This window comes from Corynebacterium massiliense DSM 45435 (assembly GCF_028609805.1).
Lineage (GTDB): Bacteria > Actinomycetota > Actinomycetes > Mycobacteriales > Mycobacteriaceae > Corynebacterium > Corynebacterium massiliense.
Window position 1 is genome coordinate 43,804 of the sequence record NZ_CP063189.1, and the last position, 22,186, is coordinate 65,989.

A 22,186-nucleotide genomic window follows, 5' to 3' on the forward strand; every position below is an offset into this window, starting at 1 on the left:
TTCGGCTGGTTTTTCGCGTTTTAGCCCAGGTAGGTTGTGTACGTGAACGTTTCTACCTGGCTGAAAAATTACGTGCGCACCGCCCCCGCGACGGCGGTCATCGTCGCCATCTGTGTGATCGCGTGGGTCATCACGGCGATCCAATCGAAGTCGATACAGGCGAGCTTTTTCAACTCGTCCCTGGCTGATGCGTGGACCTTGTGGGGCCCGTACATCGACACCGAGACCTGGCGTCTGAGCGCCGTGATGACGTCGTTGTTTATGCACATGACGGCGACCCATCTCGTGGTCAACATGCTGCTTCTGGTGTTTGTGGGAAGAGAGATCGAGCGCTTCCTCGGCACCGGGCGGTACGTCGCGGTGTATCTCGCGGGCGGGCTGGCGTCCTCGGCCTCCGTTCTTGCCCTCAGCTTCGATTCGGCGACTATCGGTGCGTCGGGCGCAATCTACGCGCTGCTTGTCATCTTGGTCGCGGTGTACCGCGCACGCGGGCTGAGCCTGCGCGCCCCCATCTTCTTCGTGGCGGTCAACCTCGCGTACACGGTGGCCGATTCGTTCATGGCGCACGAAGTCTCACTGTGGGGCCACATTGGCGGTCTTGTGGGCGGGCTGGTCATGCTGCCCTTTGCTTGGCGCCGGGATCGCGCCGGATGGGGTGCTGGGCTGGTGGTGCTCCTTGCCGCCACGACGATTGCGCTGTCTATCCACCCCTCCTGGGGATAACCGCCCCCAGTTATACACGTACACAGGTGTGCGAAAGTTCTCCACACCAGTTATCCACATTGTGGATAAACACATTCTTGTAATTTCCGAACGGCTGACCGAGGGAAAGGACGATTTCCCAGCTAGGACAGCTGTTGGATCTACAGCGCGGCGCTGTGCACACCGTGATCAAAGTTATCCACAGGGTGTGGGAAATCCTGTGGAGACCGTCTTTTCACAAAAAATTCCCCAGCCTGTGGATAACTTCGGGCTGGGGATGTGGAAATGGACGAGGTTGTGATTCTTACTCGAAGTACGAGAGTGGTGCGAAACCTTGCATATTCTCAAACAGGCAAAAGGCCGGTGTTTCCAGCTCGACGTCGTCGACCTGGCTAGCCCACACGTCGTACTTCCGCTGCAGGGCAGCGACTTGTGGATCATCGCTGTCTACCTGGCGGAGGCGATAGCCGATACCGGAGTGGAATGCATACGAATCGAGCGGCCTGGCTTGGATGCCGAGGAGCTCATCTATCTCATCGCGGAAGCGTTGGAGCTCAGCGAGAACCTCGTCGTCGGCCGGCTTGAGATCGAAGCGCATTTCGTAGCGAATGTCTGCAAGGTGGTCGACCTTCATCCGCAGCGGCCGTGGGGGCTGAATGTCAGATTCGCGGAGGCGGTCCACGATGCAACGTGCGCTTTCCGCGACAGTCTGCACCTCGTCGAGCCAATCCGGCCACCGCTCGCTTTCCCCGGGAATCTCACGGTCAAGCAGGCCCGCCTCGTAGAGGGTCATATGGTAGGTATCCGGGTGCATGAGCGCGAAATCCGGGTTGTCGGTGCGGGCTAATCCCTCTTTAACTAAATCGTCGGAGATGGCCTTTTCCAGTTCGTAGAACTGGGAGCCCCGAACGACCTGGGATACGAACGTGGTGCCACGGAAACGACGCGCACGTCCAGCTGGATCCCACTTCTGCCACGTTTTGGTCGTCTCTACGAGTGGTTTGCCAGCAGGCACCATGCTTCCTTTCTTAAGAGGATGTCTTCAGCGATAAAAAAGGGGGCGTGCTCAGCTAGTGCAAACTGAGCACGCCCCCGCACCAAGTCGGAGAGTAAAAGCTATAGCGGCTTAGCGCCACCCCATCGTCATGAGCAGACCGATGATGGCCAGGCCGAAGCCGATGCCGTAGTTCCAGGCGCCGAGCTCCTGCATGAAGGGGATCTGCTCGCCGGCGAGGTAGTTGACCACCATCCACAGCAGGCCGAGCAGCATGAGCCCGAGCATGATCGCGATGTACCAGCGCGGGGTGCCCTCGCTGTTGATCTTCACCGGGGTGCGGTTGGTCGCCGAGTTGGACGACTGCGGGGCGCTCGAGCTCGGGGTAATTTTCGCCTTAGGCATGGTGGTTATCCTAGCAGCCTCGTCTAGCGCCCCGGGTTCGCGCCGGGCACCAGCGCGGCCAGGTCGAACTTCCAGTAGCGGACCTCCACCTGCTGGTTCTTCCGGATCACCTGCCCGTTGGAAATGTCCGTCCAGGCGATCCGTCCCTCGTCGGATACGACGCCGGTGGGCACGGGCTGGCTGACCTTGAGGTCGGCGGCAGAACCGGTCCACCCCGCGTGGCGCAGGGCATCGAGCGCCTGCTGCTCGTCGAGGCGGTTGATATCCGGCGCGCGCATGAGCATGCCGTTGGACACCTTCACGCGCACTGACGAATCCCGATCCACGTCCGCGCCTTCATCGGACACGGACAAAACGCGGTCCTCCGGCTCTTCGGAGTCGACGAACTCGACCTCCGGGCGCAAGCCGTGGGACTCGAGGGTCTGCCGGACCTGGTCCCACCGGCCGCCGGCCAGGCCCGTCGGCACGGTTACCTGGGGGCGGCCCGTGGACACCACGACGTGGACCGCCGATCCCTTGGACAGCTCCGTGCCCGCGGCCGGGTCCTGCCGGATGATGCGGCCGGCGGGGACGTCCTCGGATTCCCCCTCGGCGACGTTGGGATCGAGCTTTAAGCCGACATCGCCAAGCGCAGAGGCGGCCCGGTCAGGGCTTTGGCCCGCAACGTTGGGCACCTCCACGTTTTCCTTGCCGGTGGAGACGGTCAGCGTCACCGTGGAGTCCTTCTGCAGCTCGGACCCCGCCGCCGGGTTGACGCGGATGACGTGATCGCGCGGGATCTCCGGGTGCGGTTCCTCCTCGGTGCGCACGCTCAAGCCCAGCTTCTCCAGCTCGTCAATGACCTCGTCGCGCGGGCGGTTTTCCACCTCCGGGACGGTGACCATCTCGGTCTTGTCCTGCGCGGCCTGGGAATCGTCGTTCGGCTGCGAATTCTCCGAGTCGTGCCAGAAATCCCAGGCGAAGTAGCCGATAAGTCCGATGAGGACGAGGCTGAGCAGGGTGGCCAGCCACTTCATCCAGGCCGGGCTGCGGTTGTCCGCCGGCGCGGGAGCCGGAGCGGCGTACGCGGGTTCAGGCTGTGCCTGCGGCGCCGGCTGGGGAGCGGGCACCGGCTCGGGCTGCGCGTACGCCTGGTCCACCTGGGTGCGCTGCGGTTCCATGACGGTCGTGCGCGGGTAGGCGTCCTCGTCGGCGCCGTCCGGGATGTGCAGGCGGGCGGCTTGGGTGATGTGGCCATCGGCAAGCCGCTGCAGGTCCTGGCCCATCTCGTAGGCCGACTGGTAGCGGTCGCCCGGGTGCTTCGCCATCGCGGTGAGCACCACCGCGTCCATGTTCGTCCGCGCCGTCGGGGTGAGATCGGGGATGTGGTGGCCGGAAAATTCCGGGTCCGCGGCAGCACTGGCCAGCACCTCCGACGGCGGGGTCGGCTCCTCCTGCACGTGCTGGTAGGCCACGGCGAAGGGGCTCTCCCCGGTAAACGGGGTGCGGCCGGTGATTGCCTCGTAGAGCACGCAGCCCAGCGCGTAGACATCCGAGCGGGCATCGGCGTGCTTGCCGCGGGCCTGCTCCGGCGAGAGGTACTGCGCCGTGCCGATGACCGCCGACGTCTGCGTCATCGCCGAGGTGGAATCATCCAGCGCGCGGGCAATGCCGAAGTCCATGACCTTCACCTGGCCGGTGTTGGTCAGCATGATGTTCGCCGGCTTAATATCGCGGTGAATGATCCCGGCCTCGTGAGAGGCCTGCAGGGCGTCCGCGGCCGGCTTGAGCAGCGCGGCGGCGCGCGCCGGGGCGAGCGGGCCCTCCTCCCGGATGAGGTCGCGCAAAGTACGCCCGTGGACCAGCTCCATCACGATGTACGGCAGGGCGATGCCGTCCATGACCTGCTCGCCCGTGTCGAACACCGCCACGATGTTCGGGTGGTTGAGCCGCCCGGCGTTCTGCGCCTCGCGGCGGAAACGTTCGCGGAAACCCTCGTCGCGCGCCATCTCCGGGCGCAGCATCTTCACGGCGACCTCGCGGCCGAGCAGCGTGTCTTCCGCCGCGAAGACCTCCGACATGCCGCCCGAACCGATGCGCGGCCCGAGTCGGTAGCGATCAACGGTGTCGGTCACTAGCTGTTCCCTCCAACCCGTTCAGCGAAGCGCTCCAGCGGGTCCGTCGCCGTGGGCTCGGCCGCGCCGCCGCCCTGGTGGGAATTCGTAGTGCCGTCCGAGTCATTGGACTCGCTGCGCACCGGGCGCCGCGGCTCACCGTTCGGGCCGGTCTCCAGGCTTTCGCGCGGCCACCGCGACCGGGTCTCCCCGCTGCGGTGGGAGTGGCCCGACTGATCCTGGCTGCCGGTGCTGCCGTCGTTCGCGCCCGCGTTGCCGGAACCGGAACCAGAACCAGCCTCGCCCTGCCCGGTCTCTTCCTCATACGTCTCGGTCGGGGTCGCCTCCTGCGTTTCCGGAGTGACCGTCTCGGTGGTCGGCTCCGGGGATTCTTCCGTGGAGGGATCGACCCACTCGGTGACGACTTCTTTTTCCTTTGTCGTCGTCGGCTGCGGCTGCGAGGCGCCCTTATCCCCGTTGAGGTAGTTGGCCAGCAGGAAGCCGCCGCCCACCAGGGCCACGGCGAGCAGGGCGATGAACATGCCGAGCCCGAAGCTGCGGCCCGAGCCGGAGTTACTGCGGCGCCGCGGTGCGGTGTCCTGCCGCGGAGCGGGGCGCTGCGCGCCCGCGTTACCGCCCACCGGCTGACGCAGCGGCTGCGCATCCGGATTCGTGCCCGGGCGGGGTGCTGGCCCGGACCCGAATTGCGTTTCGGCCTGTGAGCGCGGCGGCGCCGGGTGCGTGGTGGTCGGGTGCGTGGTGTTGCCCAGCATGACTGTCGATGCCGTCGGTGACGGCTCTTCGGCCACCGCGTTGAGGTCCGCGGAGGCGGGCTGCGGCGGGCGCTGCCCGAAGCGCACCTTGGACACCGCGAGCGCGAGCTCGTTGCCGTCGCGGTACCGGGTCGCGGGATCCTTGCGCAGCGTGATGCCGATCAGGTCGCGCGCCGGGGCGGAAATCAGGGTGCTCAGCGGATCCGGGTTCTGGTTGATGTGCGCCAGCGCCACGGACACCGAGGAGTCCCCGGTAAACGGCCGCTCGCCGGCGAGCATCTCGTAGGCGACCACGCCAAGCGAGTACACATCCGATGCCGGGGTGACGCGCTGGCCCTGGGCCTGCTCCGGGGAGACGTACTGCGCCGTGCCCACGACCATGCCGGTGCGGGTCAGCGGGACTGCCGCGGCCGCCTTGGCGATGCCAAAGTCGGTGATCTTCACCTGCCCGTTTTGGGTGATCAGCAGGTTGCCCGGCTTGATGTCGCGGTGCACCAGGCCCATGCGGTGAATGATGGACAGGCCGTGAGCGGCCTGCTCCATGACGTCGAGCGCCAGCGATTCCGGCAGGGAGTTTTCGCGGGCGAGCATGTCTGCGAGCGACTCGCCGCGGATGTACTCCATGGCGATAAAACAGAAGCGCTGGCCGGCGGGATCGTCGATCTCGCGGTAGTCGTAGGTGCGCACGACGTTGTCGGAGTCGATGGACTCCGCGGCGGTCGCCTCGTTGCGGAACCGGCCCAGAAACTCGTCGTTGTCCGAGAACTCCGGGCGCAGCACCTTGATGGCGACCTCGCGGTCGTAGCGGTTGTCATCGGCAAGCCAGACGGTGGACATGCCGCCGTGGCCGATGATCCACTGCAGGGTGTAGTCGGAGCCGATGAGTTCCTGCAGGCGTTCGCGGTTATCGGTCTTGCCAGTCATCTACTCGCCTCCCTGGTAGGCGTTGAGAATCGCGCGGCCGATCGGGGCGGCCACCTTACCGCCGGTGGCGCCTTCGCCCTCGTGTCCGCCGTCCTTAACCACGACGCCGACTGCGATGTCGCGGTCCGGGTCGAAGGCGACGTACCACGTGTGCGGCGCCAGGCCTTCGCCGTGCTCGGCGGTGCCGGTCTTGGAGGCAAAACCGTTGCCGTCGTAGCCGAAGGTCTGGTGCTCGGACGCGAACATCAGATCCTTGATGGTGGCGGCGGTGCCTTCGTCGATGCTGTCTTCTTCCTTCGGTTCGGTGGTGCGGATGTCGTTCATCCGGGCGTCGGTGATCCGGTCCACCAGGTACGGCTTCATGCGCTTGCCGTTGTTCGCCACGGTGCCGGCCATGATGGCGGCCTGCAGGGCGGACATGGTCACGTCGCGCTGGCCGATGGCCGACTGGGCCACCGCCGCCGGATCCGGGAGATCGCCGAGCTGGCCCGGGGAGGTACCCACGCCCAAATCGTCGTACTTTTCGCCCACGCCGAAGGCCTGGGCGTACTTCTCCAGCTCTTCGCCGCCGACCTCGTCGGCCATCTGCACGAAGGCGGTGTTGCAGGAGTACGCGAAGGCGGTCTCCAGCGACACCTGGTCAGAGCCGTTGCAGGCCTGGCCGGCGTAGTTGGTCAGCTGGGTCTCCGTGCCTGGCAGGGTGATGGCGCTCTCGCCGGTCAGGCTTGACGATGGATCGAAGCCGTTGTTCAGGCCCGCCGCTGTGGTGATGATCTTGAAGATCGAGCCCGGCGGGAGGGTTTCCTGCGTCGCGTGGTTGAGCAGCGGGTTGCCGTCCTGCTCCTGCAGGTAGTTCCACGCGTCCTCGGCACTGTCGCCGTCGGCGATGGCGCTCGCGCGGTAGCTGGGGGCGGACGCCATGGCCAGGATCTTGCCCGTGGAAGGCTGAATGGCTACCGCGGAGCCCTGGTAGTCGTTGTTGGAGAACTGGTCGAAGGCGGCCTGCTGCAGCGCCGGGTTGATGGTCACCCCGACGTTCGCGCCGTGCTTCTTCTTGCCGGTCACCGTGTCCCAGAAGTTGGAGCGCAACAGCGCGTCATCGGTGCCGTTGAGGATGTCGTTCTGGGACTGCTCCAGCTGGGAGGCGCCGTAGGTGCTGGACAGGTACCCGGTCACCGGGCCGAAGGCCGCGGAATCTTCCGGGTAGGTGCGGGTGTAGGTCTCGTCGTCGTTTTCCACCGACTCCGCCAGCACGCTGTTGCCGGCGAAGATCTGCCCGCGCGGGGTCTTTTGCTGCTCGATGAACCCGCGCATGTTGCGGGAATCGTGCGCGTACTTATCGGTGCTAAACGCCTGCACGACCGTGAGATTCACCAGCAGGATCGCGGTGAGGATCAGCGCGATCCTGCTGGTGAAGCGGATGGACTTATTCATAAGCTATGCGGCCTCCTCGGTCTCGAGAGCCGGTCGCCGTGCCGCGTTGGAGATGCGCAGCAGGATGGCCAAAAGGATGTAGTTCGCCATGAGCGAGGAACCGCCGGCGGACATGAACGGGGTGGTCAGGCCGGTCATCGGCAAGAGTGCGGTGATGCCGCCGGTGACCACGAAGACCTGGACGGCGATGGTCAGCGCCAGGCCCGCCGCCATGAGCTTGCCGTAGGAATCGCGTACCTGGAGCGCGGTGGCGAAACCGCGGGTGACCAGGATGGCGAACAGGACCAGCACGGCGGCCAGGCCGATGAGGCCGAACTCCTCGCCGATGCCGGCGAGGATGAAGTCAGAGTGCGCCACCGGCACGAGATCCGGGTGGCCCTGGCCCAGGCCGGAACCGGTGATGCCGCCGGAAGACAGGCCGAACAGCGACTGGGCCAGCTGGTAGCCGCCGTTATCGTAGTTGCCCAGCGGGTCCAGGAAGTTGGAGAAACGGTTCTGGATCTTGCTGGAGATCTGGTAGACCCCGAAACCGCCGACGGCGACCAGGATGAGGCCGATGACCAGCCAGGAGCTGCGGCCGGTGGCCATGTACAGCATGCCCAGCACCGTGGAAAACAGCAGCAGGGCGGGGCCGAAGTCGTTGGAGATGCCCATGATGATGATCGCGATGCCCCAGACCACCAGGATCGGCGCCAGATCGCGCAGGCGCGGCAGGGACAGGCCCAAAAAGCGGTAGCCCGCCACGGTGAACAGGGACCGCTTCTGCATCAGCAGCATGGCGAAGAACATGATGAGCAGGATCTTGGAGAACTCACCGGGCTGGATGGACACCGGGCCCAGGCGCAGCCAGATGCGCGCCTCCACGCCCTCGGGCTGCGGCCACACCAGCGGCAGCGCCAGCAGGATGAGGCCAACTGCGCCCAGCACGTAGGAGTAGCGCGTCAGCGCGCGGTGGTCGCGCAGGACGACCATGACCACGATGAACAGCACGATGCCCACCAGGGTCCAGAGGATCTGCCGGGTGGCCAGGCCGCCGTCGGATTCTAAGTCCAGGCGGGCGAGCATGATAAGCCCGATGCCGTTGAGCACCGCCGCCACCGGCAGGATGATTTGATCCGCATACGGCGCGAGGTAGCACAGCGCGATGTGCGCGATGGCGAACACGCCGATGAACCCGCCGATGAGGTAGAGCAGCTCGGTGGTCAGCGCGTTGTCCTGGGAGAGCTCGAGGCTCACCAGGGTGATGGCAAAGACCGCAGCGGCCAGGATGAGGAGGCCGAACTCGGTCCAGCGGCTAAAGAGCTTCCGCACGGTTTAGTTCACCTCCCGGCAATCGACACCCGGGGAAGAAAGATACGAGTCTTTGCTGGCAGAATCCTTGCCCTTCGATGCGTCTTTGCCGTCCTTTTCGTGGTCGGAATCGGAGTCCGACTTCTTCGAGTCACTCTTGTCCGAGCCGTTCTTTTTCGAATCGCTCTTGTCCGAGCCGCTCTTCTCCGAGTCGTTCTTTTCCGAGTCGGGCTCGCCAGAGCCCGACTTCCTGCACGGCGGGAGCGCGCGGTCGGACAGCGCCGACAGCTCGGACTGCACCTCGTTGTAGGAGCCGGAACCGATGTTGGACACCGCGCCGCGCTCGCTGGCGGGCAGATCCGTGACCTTGAACGGCTGGGCATCGTCGCCGCACTCGCCGTTGGACAGGGTGAGATCGCCCTTCTTGTTCAGGCAGGCGCGCTGGTACAGCGAGTTTAGGTCGCGGCCGAAGATGGACATGTCCGCGCCCTTGCGGATGGTGATGTCCTTGTCCTGCGTGGCCACGTAGTAGGTGTTGCCCAGGTAGTGCTGGGCCCACACGCCGGCGCCGGCCACCAGTGCGATGGCCGCGACGATGCTGGCGATGACCGGCCAGCCGATGCGCGAGCGCTTGCCGCTGCCCTGCCGATTCCGGTCCTCCGTGGTGTAGTCCGCGCGCGGATCGGCGCTCTTGGCGCCGCCGCGGTCAGCGTCGGCGTCTGCGTCTGGTTCTGCTCCCGGGCCGCCAACAGGGCCGGCAGGCGCGGCAAACGCGGTCGTGTCTGGATCCGGGTCCGGATCTGTATCGGCCAGCTGGGCCGGCGGCTGCCGGTTGAGGGCGGCGGCGCGGCTCGCGGCGGAGTCCGGGTGGGTGGGCTCGCCATCGTCTTCGCGCAGCGCGCCGGCCACCACCGGCGGGGCGTCGGCCGGTGCGGAGCCGTCCTCGGTGACCTCGGCGACGACGACGGTGACATTGTCGGGGCCGCCGGAGCGTAGCGCGAGCTCCACCAGCTTCGCGGCCGCCGCGTCAACAGAACCTTCGCCGAGCGCCTGCTCGATGGTCGAGGCGGTCACCGGGTCGGACAGGCCGTCGGAGCACAGCAGCAGGCGGTCGCCGGGCTGGGCATCGACAAGCGTGAGCGTCGGTTCCACCGGCCGGCCGGTGTACGCCTTCAAGATGAGGGACTTCTGCGGATGCGAGGAGACCTCGTCCGCCTCGAGCTTGCCCTCGTCCACTAGGGACTGCACGTAGGTGTCGTCCTTGGTCAGCTGGGTCAGTTCCCCGCCGCGCAGGCGATAGCAGCGGGAGTCACCCACGTGGCACATGCCGAACTCGCGGCCGTTAAACGCCAGCGTGGTCAGGGTGGTGCCCATGCCCTCGGTGTCGGGGTGGGCCTGCACGTGCTTGGCGATGGCCCGGTTACCGTCCTCTGCCGCCGCACCCAACAGCGCGAGCATGTCGTTATCGCCCAGCGGCTGGTTGAGGTGCTCCAAGTGCTCCACCATGAGCTGGGAGGCGACCTCGCCGGCGGCGTGGCCGCCCATGCCATCGGCAAGCACCAGCAGGTGCGCTCCCGCGTACGCGGAGTCCTCGTTGTTGGTGCGCACCAAGCCGCGATCGGAGGCGGCGGTGTAGTTCAGGGTTAAAGTCATGGCACCAGCCTCACTACGGAACGCCCCATCTTGATGTCCGTGCCCACGCCGACCAGCTCCGGCTGATCGATGCGGGTGCCCGCCACGTACGTGCCGTTGCGGGACTCGAGGTCCTCAATAAACCACTGGCTGCCGCGGCGGAACAAGCGCGCGTGCTGGGACGACGCGAAGTCATCGCCGAGGACGAAATCGCACGTGTTCGCGCGGCCGACCACGAACTCTTCCAGGCCGGCTAGCTCCATGTGGGAGCCCTGCAGCGGGCCTTCCACGACGGTGATGTGGTGCGCAGTTTCCTTCTTCATCGACGCGGCACCAGCGCCGGCGCCGCTTCCCGCGCCGGGGCGAGCGGCGGTGGCTGGGCGGCCGGCGATGCGGCGGGTGTCTTTGCGCATGGCGTTCAAGGCGAAGAAGATGAACAGCCACAACAGCACCAGCAGGCCGATGCGCAGGGCGAGCAGTAGTGCGGAATCCACGGTGGCCTTCCTAGTTGCGGGTCGAGTCGCCGGTCCCGGTGATGCGGACCGCGATGTGGGAGTGGCCCAGGGTGATCACGTCGCCATCGGCCAGCAGCCAGTTATCAATCTGGGTGTCGTTGACGGTCGTGCCGTTGGTGGACTCCAGGTCCACCAGCACCGCGTCGCGGCCGTCCCAGGTGATCTCCGCGTGCTGGCGGGACACCCCGGTATCCGGCAGGCGCAGATCGGCGTCGTTGCTCCGGCCGATGACGTTGGATCCCTCGTGGACGTGGTAGGTCCGGGAGGAGCCGTCCTGCAGCAGCAGGCTGACCGCCGGGCCACGGTCCTCCTCGCCCGCGCTTTCGCCGGGCGCGTCTTCCGCGCGGACGAAGGCGGTGGTGGCGGCCTCCTCCGCGGGGTAGTCGTTGTAGCCGTAGTTCGAGCTCGAGCCGTGGGAATTGTCGGGACTGGTCATCGGATCCTCCTGAACCTGGTCGTCGAGGAAAATGGCATCGAAACCCGTGGACTCTGCGGGCTGGTCCGTAATGAAGGACGACACCCGCATCTGCCCGGTCCGCAGACCGGACTCTTCGGCGATTCGGACCACCACCGGGCCGGCCAGCGTCCACCCGCTGTTGCGAGTAAAGCGGGTGAGCTGGTCGGCCAGGTTGGTGGGAATGGAGGGATCCTGGGAGAGGTTTTCCAGATCCTTCTCACTCACGCCGACGGCGAACACGTTCGGGCTGTACAGGCGGTCGTCGCCCCCGCGGTTGAGATTGTCTTGGATCTCCTGCTTGAGCAGCTCCTCAATCTCCGCCGGGACGATCCGCCCGCCGAACACGAACGCCATTCCGTTGTCGAGGCCGCGCTGCATCGACGAGTCCAGCTTGGCCAGGCGTTTCATAATGCCCATGGGCAAGCCTCCTTCCTCGGGTCATCACCACGGTTCCTCGGACACACGTCTATCGGTCTGCCCACGGGTAAGTGCGCAAACTGATTTAGTATAGGCCGCATTATAGAGGGCAACGGTGGAAAATAGGGAAGTCGTAACACGTTCTTCACGCCACATGAAGGTCTGCGGAGTGGCCGTGAGCTGCGATTTTTCCCTTTAGCGTGAGACGTGCTATCTTTAGCTAGTCGCCTTCACAGGTTACCCAGCCCGGGTGGCGGAATTGGCAGACGCGCTGGCTTCAGGTGCCAGTGCCCTTATTGGGCGTGCGGGTTCAAGTCCCGCCCCGGGCACCAGCTCGAGTCCCGAGTGCATCGTTGAAACCACGGTGTGCTCGGGACTTTTTCGTTGCGCCAGCACGGGTGGGGCAGGCGTCATTTACTTACCGCGACCTGCGACGTCTCCGCTTCCGGTAAAGCTCCCTTGACAGTAAAGCCCGCTTTACATACGCTCATACGTGTCAAGCATGCTTTACTTCTAGGGAGATATCATGACTTCTCAGAATCGCTCTCGCTTCGGGCGCGCCAAGTTCGGCGGCGGGCCGAAGACCCTCATCGCAGTGTCGGCGGCAGTCGGACTTGTTCTCTCCATCGCGCTGTCCGTGATTGTGGCTCTGACAGCTTTCACGGAGAACACGCCACTGGCTGTGGCATTGTTTACCGCCTTCACCGCGCCGTGGCTCATTGCAATCGTGTGGGTGTTGTTGGTGGACCGCGACACGGTAGAGGGGGCCATCGACAAGCCCGAGCAGTCCATTGAGTCGCGCTGGTACGCACTAGTGGCGCAGGATACGGTCCATGCGTTGCTGTGGTCCGTGGGCGTCATGGGGGTGGCGTCCGTGTTTGTGGATGCCAGCGTTTCGCTCGGCACCGCGACGATCGTGTTGGGCGTCTTTCTTACCGTAGTGTTCGGTGTCGCGTACTTTCTTCGCAAGCGGAGCGAGGCCTAGGCCGTGGACAACCATCTTCGTCAATTGCGGCAGGAACATGGGCTGTCGCAGCAAAAGCTTGCCGATGCCCTGGGCGTCTCCCGCCAGACCGTCATCAGCATCGAGAAAGGCCGCTACGACCCGTCCCTGCCGCTTGCCTTTCAGCTCGCTGCCCAGTTTGGATGTCGTATCGAAGACATCTTTATTCCGTGAGCAGATGCCGGTGCGTCGAACGGGTTTAGCCGTGCGGATTGGGGGGTAGACGGCCACGGGCATAGCGTAACCGCCAGCCTCGGGGAAGCGGCCCGCCGGATGTTTGATTTCTAACTCAGCAACAGCATGCTCCGGATCCCTCCAACGGCGTAGCCGCAATACCTATGGCAGGCTTGATCTGGGGGAGCGCGGCATCGATTAGCTCCGGCATTTCATACAGGTGCCCTGGTCCAAGGTTGGTTAGCATCGGGGGCCATGAGTGGTTTTCTGTCGCTGACCGGTAATACGCCCCTGCTTCGTCTGGAGCGGCTGTGCCCGCGGCGAGACGTGGAGATCTGGGTCAAACTGGAACAGTTCAACCCGGGCGGTAGCGCCAAAGACCGGACGGCGGAGGGCCTGGTGGAACGCGCCATTGCAACCGGTCAGGTCTCTACTGGGCAGGGGGAGACGCCGGCCCTGGTGGAGTCCAGCTCCGGAAACTTGGGCATGGCGCTGGCCCGGCAGGCGCTCCTGCGCGGATGGCAGTTCCACTGCGTGGTGGATCCGCGGGTCAATACCGCGACGCTGGCGACCATTAAGGCGCTTGGCGCCACTGTGCACATGGTCGAGGAGCCGGATCCGTCCACCGGCGACTGGCTCGCGGCGCGTAAGAAGAAGGTCGCGCAGCTCCTCGAGGAAATCCCCAACGCGGTGAACCTCGACCAGTACTCGAATACCGCGGCCTTCGACGCGCATGCGAACGGCACCATGACCGAGATCGTGCGGGATATGGGTGTCCCGGATGAGCTGTACGTGGCGGTGAGCACCACTGGCACGATCGGCGGGTGTATGCAGCACCTCCACGACATCGGTGCGGATACCCGCGTCGTCGGCGTCGACGCGGAAGGCTCGGTGCTCTTCGGCGGCGAGCGCGGCGAGCGCTACCTCCCGGGCTTCGGCGCCGGGGTCGTGCCGCCGCTGTCGGAGAACCTGCACCCCGATCGCGTGGACCGCATCCCGGACGTGCAGTCCATCGTCGGCGCCCGCGTGCTGGCGAAGAAGGAGGGGATTTTGCCGGGGGCATCGGCAGGCGCGGTCATCGCCGCCATCCTGCGGCAGGTGCCGGATCTGCCGTCCGGCACCCGGGTGGCCGCCGTGCTTCACGATGCCGGCCAGAACTACCTCGACACCATCTACAACGACGACTGGGTCCGCGAGACCCTCGGCGTCGACATCAACGAGGAGGTAGCACGCAGTGGCTGGGTATAATCCGTATCGCGTCGGCATCATCGGCGGCGGCCCGCGCGGGGAGTGGGCGGCCGAGGAACTGATTAACCGCGCGCACCGCGACGGCGCGCAGTTCCTTATCGACGTGTGGGAGCCCTTCGAGGTGGGCTCCGGGCAGGTCTACCAGGCGGGCATGCCGGAGTCGTGGCTGCTCAACGTGCCCTCGGACAAGGTCTACACTGCCGCCGGCCGCTACGATTTGAGCGACGAAGCTTTCCCGCCCCGGGTGTTGCTCGGCGAGTTCCTTCGCCGCTCCTGGCGGGAACTGCTGGGCCGCGTGCCGGAGGGTACGGAGCTCAACCACATCCAACGCCGCGCTGAGGACATCTCCCGGGCCGGCGACGGGTGGCGGGTTTTTAGTAGCGAGGGCGACGTTCATACGTACGACGAGCTGCTCATCGCCACCGGGCACGCGACGGACTGGGAGGAGGCGCTGGAGCATCGTGAAGCGTCCGTTCCCGTGCGCACGGCGCTGCTCAACCCCGAGGTCACCGACGTGCCGGACGGTTCCAAGGTGGGCGTGCGGGGCGCGGCGCTTACCTTCATCGACCTCATCCAGGACTGGCACGCGAAGGGCTGCACCATCTATCCCACCAACCGCGGCGGGCGGTTCATGGAGGTCAAACCCCCGCAGGTTCCCGAGGTCCCCACGGAGTTCCTGGACCAGATCCGGGAAGCGGCAGACATGCCGGCGTTCCGGGCCGTGCTTGCCGATGCCGCCGTGCACCTCCTCGGCCCCTCCCCGCGGGAGGCAGCCGCTGCCTTGGAGAAGATCGAGGCGGTGCTTGACGGCGCCGACTTCGACTGTGATCCGGTTGCGGCGCTGCGCGAGTCACTGCGCGTCGCCGAAGGAACGGTGCCCGTTTCCGAGTCTCCCAAGGCCGCCGCGTGGGCGGTAGGCCTCGCGTGGCGCGGGCTCTACCCGGCGATCATCGAGCGGGTCTCGCTCGGCGGGAAAAAGACGTTGGAGGGCTTCGACACGCTCGCCCATCGGATGGAGCGCGTCGCCTTCGGCCCGCCGCCCAAGACCGCGCGGAACCTTGTGGCGGCGCTCGATTCCGGGCTGGTTGACCCGCGCTTTATGGGGCGCGCGGGGGTCATCGATAAGTGGCTTGCCGGCCAGGAGACCGACGGCGTCCAAGTCGACCTCGTCCTCGACGCGGTCATCCCGCCGCCCGGCGACGAGCCGCTTCCCGAGGAAGAGACGTGCACCAAAGTTGGCCGCATGATCGAGGGCAGCCTGCTCGGCCACGACACGCTGAGCCGCGACATTCATGACGTCATCCCGCGGTGGGCCGACGCGGTAAGCGACCGGGCGCGCACAAAGCAGGGCGCAGCCCACGCGCGCGGCATCCGCGGCGCGGTGCCGCTGACCGCGCGCCTGGAGCCGTGGATGCAGCAGCTCACGCACGCAGACGCGGACCAGCTGATCCGCGAACACGGCTCGCCGGTCAACGTGCTCAACCCGGAGGTCCTGCCCCGCAACGCGCGCGAGCTCACCGAGGCGGGCTCGCGCAACGGGGTCGAGGTCCGCGTCCACTTCGCCCGTAAGGCGAACAAAGCGCTGGCGTTTGTCGATGCCGCCCGTGACAACGGCCACGGCATCGACGTCGCCAGCCTGCGGGAGCTCACCCAGGTGCTGGATCGCGGCGTGGACCCGCAGCGCATCATCCTGTCGGCGGCCATCAAGCCGGACGAGTTGCTCACCCGCGCCGTGGGCGCCGGGGTGGTCATTTCCGTGGATACGGTCGCGGAGCTGGAGCGCGTCTCCCGCATCGCGGGCGCGCAGGGGACTACCGCCCGCGTCGCGCCGCGGCTTGCGCCCGACCCGGATGTACTGCCGCCCACCCGCTTCGGTGAGAGGTTGGCGGTGTGGGAAGGGGGCATCGGCAAGCGCGTGCCCGACGTCGACGTTGTCGGCGTCCACCTGCACCTGGGCGGCTACTCCGAGGCCGACCGCCGCGCCGGGCTCGCAGAAGCGCTCGCGCTTGTCGATGCTGCCCGCAACGCCGGCCATTCCCCCGAGTTCATCGATATCGGCGGCGGCATTCCCATGAGCTACCTCGACGACGCGAATGAGTGGTTCCGCTTTCAGCACCAGCTCGAGCTGCAGAACGCCGGGGAGCGCGAGCCGTTTACGTGGAAGGCGAACCCGCTGGCGAATACCTACCCGTTCTGGCAGACGCCCGTGCGCGGCGAGTGGCTGAACCAGTTGCTCAACGGCGTCGTCCCCGCCTCGAGCGGGACGGGCGTGCCCCAACTCGTCAAGGAGGAGTTCGCCTCCCGCGGACTGCGGTTGCACGTGGAGCCGGGGCGTAGCCTGCTCGACGGCGGCGGGGTGATCCTTGCCCGCGTGGCGTTTGTGAAGCAGCGCAGCGACGGCCTGCCGCTGGTTGGAGTGGAGATGAACCGCACGCAGTGCAAGACGGCTGCTGATGACTTGTTGCTCGATCCGCTGCTGCTGCGCTGTCCGGACGAGTCCGTGTCCCGTGAGCGGCGGCAGCGTGCCGGGATGGAGGCTTTCCTGGTGGGCGCGTATTGCATTGAAAACGAGGTGTTTATCCACCGCCGCTTGGTGTTTCCGGATGGGGTCGCGCCGGGTGACATCGTGGCCATCCCGAACACGGCTGGTTACTTCATGCACATCCTGGAAAGTGCGTCACACCAGATCCCGCTGGCGAAGAACGTTATCTGGGGCAGTTTCAGCCTCGACGCCATCGATTTCTGACGCGGCGTTCGCCGGGAGCTGTCGGCGCCCAATCTTACGGGAGCGCAGGTAGAGCCAGACTGCAACCACCCAGGGGAATAGGATGACGAGGAACAGCATGGCGATTCCTCCTGCCGGGCCGAATTGCGCCAGGAAACTCCCGCTGTTGTGCAGCACGTGCAGGCCGATAGCCAGCAGGAACCAGCCAACGAGCGCGGCGAGGCGACGGCCTAGCGGCCGGTCCGCTCGGCAGAGGAATTGGCCGACGCCCCAGGCCGCGATGCCGGTGTAGAGGGAATGGCTCAACGGGAGCGCAGATGCTCGTTGAATGATCGTGGTTAACGCGCCGGTGACATCCGCATCTAGGTTGTCCACGGCGCCGCTGCCGATGAAAAGAGAATTCTCGACCATTTCAAAACCGCAGCCCACCGCGATGCCGATCGGTACTGCTTCGATGGGACGGTGGAGGCGGACGCAAGCGCCGAGGACGAGAGCGACGGCACAGCCTTTGAGCACTTCCTCGCCCGGTGGGCTGTACAGCAGTAAATCCAGCACGTTGTCCGCGTCGATGCCAAGAGAGTCTTTGACGTCCACCCATGCGTTGTTGTGGCGAACTGCGAGCCCTTCCGCGGCGAAGCCGGCGGCGACGGCGGGGAGAAACCAGGTCGCGACCGGACGCCGCGGGTCGTCCAACTGACCTGGCCGACCGGGGTGCCGGCGCACCAGCAGATAACCGACAAGGAAAAGAAGTGCGCTGAACGCCGCGCTGATAAGAGCGATGGCCGGCGACGCCATCTGGGGCACGAGTTTGCCGACGGTGAGGGCATCACCGATCCCACCTAGGATGACGAGCAGGGCGAGGTTAGTTTTCGGCATGCGCGTGGTCCTCCGCAATCTGTTCTTGGAACTTCTCCGCGTCCGGGCCGTGGAATGCGATGAAGTCGTACGTGCCGTCTGCATCGTCACGCTCTACCGCGACTGCCTTGGTGGCGGTGTTGTTGGCGGTAAACACCCCTTCGGCAGGGCTTTTCACCTCTTCGTCGCCGAGCTTGTTCGAAGTCTGGCACCGGCGAATAAAGCGCGGCAGCGAGGCCTCGATGTCGTCGACTTCCGCACTCTGGCCTTTGACCGAGGTGTCACCGCAGTGCCAGAAAGGCTTGTCCGGTTTGAAACCGACTGCCTGTTCGCAGTCTTGGTGGAGGGAAATATCGCCCACCGCTACTTCGCTGGCGGGCTGGCGCGGAGCGGGAGGAAGCGCTGCGTTGAGGGCAAAAGGCACGCAGACGAGGGCAAGGCCGGTGGCTACGAGCCCTACGACGCGCCTAGGGGATTGTGGATTATTCGGTGGCTTCATGTCTGCCAACGTTAAGGCGGCACACGGTCCGCGCCCATCCTCCGCGCGGAGGATTTCTCGCGCGCCTTTCCTATACACCACGCGCGAGGATTCCGCAGCGCGTGCTAGCCCAACCTGTGGATAACTCGGCTGTTTTCCTCGTCGCTGGCCCCGGCGGGCTCAAAACCACCGAGTTATCCACAGACACGGCCGGCGTCCCTAGACGCCGGTTGCGGAACGCTTTAGCTTCACATCTGTGAATCACTACCCGGACCATTCAGCCCAGCCCTCGCCACTACGCATTTACGCCGGCGTGCTTGCCGATGCCCTCGCCCTCATCTCCGCCTGCCACGGCCTTTCCCGCGCCGAACTTATCGCCCACGGCTTGCCCGATACCACGGCGAAAGAGCTCCACGAATTAGCCAACATCTACTACGGCGATACCGCCTATACCCGCATGCGGGCGGACACCATCCAGTCCATCCGCGCCAACCGGCACGGCCTGCCCGCCCTTTTAGAAATAGAACGCCAAGCCAGCCGGGTGAAGGGCCTGCTGGATAAGTGGAAAATCCGTCAGCACGCAGCCGGGCTATCCGGCTCGGCCCGGGACATCGGCACCGCCGCGCGCATTTACACCAACGAGCTCAAGGGCCCGCCGGCGCCACCGGAGGAGGGGTGCAAGCTCACCCGCAGTCAGAAAGGCGACGTCTGGTCCTTCAAGATCAACGCTTCGAGCAAGGAAGTCGCCGAAATAGAGCAGCACATTAAGAAACCGAGCGACCTCATCGATCTCATCCGCGCCCGCGACAACGCCGTCGGTGCCGCCGCGGCAGCCGCTTCCACTGCGGCCCACACCGTGGGAACCGAAACGACGGAAACGGGCGAGACCACACGAGATTCCGAAGATGCGGCGCGCCCGGCCACCGACAAGGTGGCGATGCAGCACGTCACCTGTACGAATTGCGGGTGCGCCACGGAGGCAAAGCAGGTGGTGTCCGGGTTGCGCACCAATGTCATCGTCACGCTCGATGAGCTCACCGAAGTCCTCCGCGACGACGGTGACGACATCATTTTGAAGATGACCAACGGGGCGACCATGAAAGGCAAGGACCTCGTGACCGCCCTGCTTGCCGATGCCGGTTTAGTCACCCTGGTCCATCCCTACCACGGCCCAGCAAACCTCTACCGCCTCAGCCGCCTGGCCAACGAGAAACAGCGCTTGATGGCCATGGCGGAGATGCCGACCTGCGCCTGGCCCGGATGCAGCCACCCGGCAGATAGGGCGCAGGTGCACCATCTCAAGGCGTGGAAGTTCGGCGGCAGCACCAACCCGGAGAACTTAACTATCGCCTGCCCCTACCACAACGGTGTCAACGACGATGACCCGTCGAAGCCGCGTCGCGGGCGGTTGGAGCGGGTGAATGGGAAGATTCGCCGCATTCCGCCCTGGGCCACCACGTACCAGCCAGCTGGAGCCACGGTCTAGAAAGGGGCACCGCCGCTCGCGGCACGCCCGCCGCCGGCTGCTCATCGCTCGCCGTACGCCCGCCGCCCGCGGCACGCTCGCGGCACGCCCGCGCTCGGCTGCCTATGGCCCGGTCAGCCACTTCGGCCGTCCGCGCCCCACCGTGGGCGGCGCTCGACCCGACCGCGAAACACCCCGCGGTACGGGCACTGTGCAACGGTCATCTCCGCCCAGGCCGATCGCAGAGGTGGCCAGGCCAGTGCGGGCAGAATCATCGCGCCCATGGGCAAGAGACCGAACGTGTACAGCCCGTGCACGTAGGACGCCGGGTAGATGAGCGCGGTCGCACCAAGCAGCGCGATGGAGGTGAAGACGCAGAATGCCACGCCTGGGCTGAGGCAGACGAGGTTCATTGCCCCGAGTGGCGAGCGGGCGGGAAGCGCCGGAAGCCATACGCATTGGACGCGCGATGTGATGCGCGGCGGGCGGGCGAATACCGCCGCGAGTGCGCCCACCACAAGTAGCGCGAGGCAGAAGACAAATGGGGCGGTTAGCGGGGCATCGTAAAGCTCGTCTCCCGGTTCCAAAGGAACGCTGTTGGGGTGCACGCCGATGACGGGGAGAAGAAGGCGCATCGGCCACGCCGGCGGCAGCAGCAGCCACGTCTTTTCCGCGCCCGCGATGGCGACAACCTGCCAGGCTATGCCGGCTAGCAGGGAGACCACCAGGTTGGTGCGACGCGCCACGGAGGTGAAAAGCCCCGCCAGCGCGCACGAACCAAAAAGCGAGAGCACCCCGGCACACAACAGACGTGGCACCTGCGGCTGCCCGGTGACCACGAGAGCAAAGGCCGCACCGCCGAAGTTGATGGCGTGGAAGGCCGCGAGACTTAGCCACACCGTAAGCAGGCGTCCTAAGTGCTGCCGAGGGGTATCCCGTGCCCGCCACCACAGTTCGGCCTCTCGGCGTTCCGGCACGGCCGCGAACAGGGCGGCGAGCGGGGCGAATAAGCCGGTGATGAAGAGCGCCTGCCACCACAATACGGTCATGCCGCCGGCGGCCGGATTGGTGTACAACGCGAGGAAGGTGGTTAGCGCCACGAAAGGGAGGGCTAAAAGCGGCAAGTACTGCAGCGCGGAGCCGCGGGCTTTGCGGAATTCGGCGGTGATCATGCGGCGTCCCCATCCGGTGCCGACGCGGCGGTGAGGCGGAAGAACTCGTCCTCCAGCTGCCCGGACGGGGCAAGGTCGGTGAGCGCGCCGGTGTAGCGCACGGTGCCGTGGGCGATGACGGTGGCGTCGTCGGCGAGGTGCACTACTTCACCAAGTTGGTGGGAGCTGACCAGCACCGTGTGCCCGGCGGCCGCGTAGCGGCGCAGGATGGCGCGCAGATCTGCGATGCCCTGCGGGTCGAGACCGTTTTGCGGCTCGTCGAGGATCAACAGCTCCGGGTCGCCGAGCAGCGTCTGCGCGAGGGCCAGCCGGGCCTTCATGCCGGTGGAGAAGTGCTTCGCCTTCTTCCGTCCCGTGCCTTTTAACCCGACGAGTTCGAGGACGCGGTCGGCCTCCGACTGCGGCAGGCCTTGCAGCGCCGTGTGAACTCGCAGGTTGTCCCGCGCAGAAAGGTGGCCGTAAAAAGCCGGCCCGTTCAACGAGGCGCCCACCTTGTCGGTCCGCACAATCGCCTCTCCGGCGGTGGGCTCGATGAGCCCGAGGAGGATGGAGAAGAGCGTGGACTTGCCCGCGCCGTTGCGGCCCAAAAGCGCGTGTACGCGACCGCGCGCGACATCGAAAGTTACATCCCGCAATACGTCCGAGCGCGAGTAGCGCTTGGCCACGCCCCGGCACTCAATCATCGTTTCCATACCTGGGAAAAGTAATGGGTTGCCGCCTGCAGTACACCCGCCCGGAGAACGAATCCTTTCGGGGCGGTCTCCTACCGCGGTAGGAGACCCGCGCGTTGCGCGATGAGCACCAGCGCAACGCGGTCGCGTGCGTGGAGCTTGCGCAACAGGCTGGAGACGTGGGATTTCACCGTTGTTTCTGCGATAACCATCTCCGCGGCGATCTCCTGGTTGGTCCTGCCGCGGGCGATGGCGGCGAGGATTTCTCTCTCGCGGGTGGTCAACAGGCTCAGCCCCTGGCGCTCGGCGGCGGAAAGCGCGTCATTGTGCAGTGCCGCACGATATGCGGCAAGAACGGGGCCGGTGACCCCGCTGGCCAGGACTGCCTCGCCGTTGTGCACCGCGCGCACCGCCCCGGTAAGCACCTCCGGGTCCGCGTCTTTGAGCAGGAACCCGTGGACCCCGGCGGCCAGCGCGGAGCGCACTAGCGATTCATCGTTGAAGGTGGTCAGCATAATGACCTTCGTCTCCGGGTGAGCCGCGAGGATTTTTCGCGCCGCGGTTATCCCGTCGGTCGACGGCATGCGGATGTCCAACACAGCGACGTCGATGGTGTGTGCCGCGGCTGCGTCCACGGCGTCTTCGCCGGTGCCGGCGGTTGCAATCACCCGGATATCGCCCTGCGCGTTCAGGATGGTGGCGAGGGCTTTGACGAGGAGCGGTTGGTCATCGGCAAGCAGGACACGGATGGCGGCCATG

General features: G+C 65.9%; 20 protein-coding genes and 1 tRNA gene. 7 read left to right on the plus strand and 14 right to left on the minus strand.

The genetic code is table 11. The features are described 5' to 3' along the window. The first annotated feature begins 42 nt into the window (after window positions 1–42). Window positions 43–723, plus strand: a complete 681-nt coding sequence (locus tag CMASS_RS00235) for a rhomboid family intramembrane serine protease (protein WP_240482795.1) — start codon at window positions 43–45, stop codon at window positions 721–723. Window positions 724–1,006: 283 nt separating this feature from the next. Here the strand turns inward: CMASS_RS00235 and CMASS_RS00240 are convergent, their stop codons facing one another. From CMASS_RS00240 to CMASS_RS00280, 9 genes are all read right to left on the minus strand, one after another. Next, window positions 1,007–1,717 carry a DUF1868 domain-containing protein gene (locus CMASS_RS00240; protein ID WP_169460805.1) on the minus strand — a complete coding sequence of 237 codons (711 nt, stop codon included), beginning with the start codon at window positions 1,715–1,717 and terminating at the stop codon, window positions 1,007–1,009. 111 nt (window positions 1,718–1,828) lie between these two features. Next, a complete protein-coding gene (gene crgA / locus CMASS_RS00245) occupies window positions 1,829–2,101 on the minus strand; it encodes a cell division protein CrgA (protein ID WP_022863136.1) in 273 nt (90 codons plus the stop codon). A gap of 23 nt (window positions 2,102–2,124) precedes the next feature. Then, on the minus strand, window positions 2,125–4,215 hold the full coding sequence (pknB, locus tag CMASS_RS00250) for a Stk1 family PASTA domain-containing Ser/Thr kinase (RefSeq protein ID WP_022863137.1): 2,091 nt from the start codon (window positions 4,213–4,215) through the stop codon (window positions 2,125–2,127). Further along, entirely contained in the window at window positions 4,215–5,891 is a 1,677-nt protein-coding gene (locus CMASS_RS00255; protein WP_022863138.1) for a serine/threonine-protein kinase, read from the minus strand. Before CMASS_RS00255 ends, pknB begins: the two co-directional genes overlap by 1 nt. After that, the gene (locus CMASS_RS00260) at window positions 5,892–7,325 is read right to left on the minus strand and encodes a penicillin-binding transpeptidase domain-containing protein (protein ID WP_022863139.1); all 1,434 of its coding nucleotides are present in this window, start codon (window positions 7,323–7,325) and stop codon (window positions 5,892–5,894) included. Between the two features lie 3 nt (window positions 7,326–7,328). Further along, window positions 7,329–8,636: an FtsW/RodA/SpoVE family cell cycle protein gene (locus CMASS_RS00265; RefSeq protein WP_022863140.1), complete on the minus strand. Its 1,308-nt coding sequence runs from the start codon at window positions 8,634–8,636 to the stop codon at window positions 7,329–7,331. A gap of 3 nt (window positions 8,637–8,639) precedes the next feature. Further along, entirely contained in the window at window positions 8,640–10,268 is a 1,629-nt protein-coding gene (locus tag CMASS_RS00270; protein WP_022863141.1) for a PP2C family protein-serine/threonine phosphatase, read from the minus strand. Further along, complete coding sequence (locus tag CMASS_RS00275; protein ID WP_022863142.1) at window positions 10,265–10,741, minus strand: FHA domain-containing protein FhaB/FipA; 477 nt, start codon at window positions 10,739–10,741, stop codon at window positions 10,265–10,267. The genes CMASS_RS00270 and CMASS_RS00275 overlap by 4 nt, the downstream gene beginning before the upstream one ends. Window positions 10,742–10,751: 10 nt before the next feature. Beyond that, on the minus strand, window positions 10,752–11,636 hold the full coding sequence (locus CMASS_RS00280) for a DUF3662 and FHA domain-containing protein (protein ID WP_022863143.1): 885 nt from the start codon (window positions 11,634–11,636) through the stop codon (window positions 10,752–10,754). A gap of 244 nt (window positions 11,637–11,880) precedes the next feature. Between CMASS_RS00280 and CMASS_RS00285 the strand changes: the two genes are divergently transcribed. The 5 genes from CMASS_RS00285 (at window position 11,881) to CMASS_RS00305 (ending at window position 16,807) form a co-directional block, all read left to right on the plus strand. Continuing rightward, window positions 11,881–11,968: transfer RNA gene (locus CMASS_RS00285), tRNA-Leu, on the plus strand. A 194-nt stretch (window positions 11,969–12,162) separates the two neighbouring features. After that, window positions 12,163–12,621 (plus strand): hypothetical protein, encoded by a 459-nt coding sequence (locus CMASS_RS00290; RefSeq protein WP_022863144.1) that lies wholly within the window; start codon window positions 12,163–12,165, stop codon window positions 12,619–12,621. A 3-nt stretch (window positions 12,622–12,624) separates the two neighbouring features. After that, window positions 12,625–12,813, plus strand: coding sequence for a helix-turn-helix transcriptional regulator (locus tag CMASS_RS00295; protein ID WP_022863145.1), 189 nt, complete (start codon window positions 12,625–12,627; stop codon window positions 12,811–12,813). Between the two features lie 255 nt (window positions 12,814–13,068). Beyond that, window positions 13,069–14,061 (plus strand): pyridoxal-phosphate dependent enzyme, encoded by a 993-nt coding sequence (locus CMASS_RS00300; RefSeq protein ID WP_022863146.1) that lies wholly within the window; start codon window positions 13,069–13,071, stop codon window positions 14,059–14,061. Then, window positions 14,048–16,807, plus strand: coding sequence for an FAD/NAD(P)-binding protein (locus CMASS_RS00305; RefSeq protein WP_022863147.1), 2,760 nt, complete (start codon window positions 14,048–14,050; stop codon window positions 16,805–16,807). The genes CMASS_RS00300 and CMASS_RS00305 overlap by 14 nt, the downstream gene beginning before the upstream one ends. Here CMASS_RS00305 and CMASS_RS00310 read toward each other — a convergent pair. Further along, window positions 16,739–17,662, minus strand: coding sequence for a PrsW family intramembrane metalloprotease (locus CMASS_RS00310; protein ID WP_022863148.1), 924 nt, complete (start codon window positions 17,660–17,662; stop codon window positions 16,739–16,741). The two genes, CMASS_RS00305 and CMASS_RS00310, sit on opposite strands and share 69 nt — an antisense overlap. After that, the gene (locus CMASS_RS00315; protein WP_156831799.1) at window positions 17,649–18,140 is read right to left on the minus strand and encodes a hypothetical protein; all 492 of its coding nucleotides are present in this window, start codon (window positions 18,138–18,140) and stop codon (window positions 17,649–17,651) included. The genes CMASS_RS00310 and CMASS_RS00315 overlap by 14 nt, the downstream gene beginning before the upstream one ends. Before the next feature lie 235 nt (window positions 18,141–18,375). Between CMASS_RS00315 and CMASS_RS00320 the strand changes: the two genes are divergently transcribed. Further along, window positions 18,376–19,605, plus strand: a complete 1,230-nt coding sequence (locus CMASS_RS00320) for an HNH endonuclease signature motif containing protein (protein ID WP_022863150.1) — start codon at window positions 18,376–18,378, stop codon at window positions 19,603–19,605. Window positions 19,606–19,718: 113 nt separating this feature from the next. Here the strand turns inward: CMASS_RS00320 and CMASS_RS00325 are convergent, their stop codons facing one another. The 3 genes from CMASS_RS00325 to CMASS_RS00335 all read right to left on the minus strand — a co-directional run bounded on the left by CMASS_RS00325 (window position 19,719) and on the right by CMASS_RS00335 (window position 22,185). Beyond that, window positions 19,719–20,756, minus strand: a complete 1,038-nt coding sequence (locus CMASS_RS00325) for an ABC-2 family transporter permease (protein ID WP_022863151.1) — start codon at window positions 20,754–20,756, stop codon at window positions 19,719–19,721. Next, a complete protein-coding gene (locus CMASS_RS00330) occupies window positions 20,753–21,448 on the minus strand; it encodes an ATP-binding cassette domain-containing protein (RefSeq protein WP_027018689.1) in 696 nt (231 codons plus the stop codon). Before CMASS_RS00330 ends, CMASS_RS00325 begins: the two co-directional genes overlap by 4 nt. A 71-nt stretch (window positions 21,449–21,519) precedes the next feature. Further along, window positions 21,520–22,185, minus strand: coding sequence for a response regulator (locus tag CMASS_RS00335; protein WP_022863153.1), 666 nt, complete (start codon window positions 22,183–22,185; stop codon window positions 21,520–21,522). Window position 22,186: the final 1 nt, after the last annotated feature.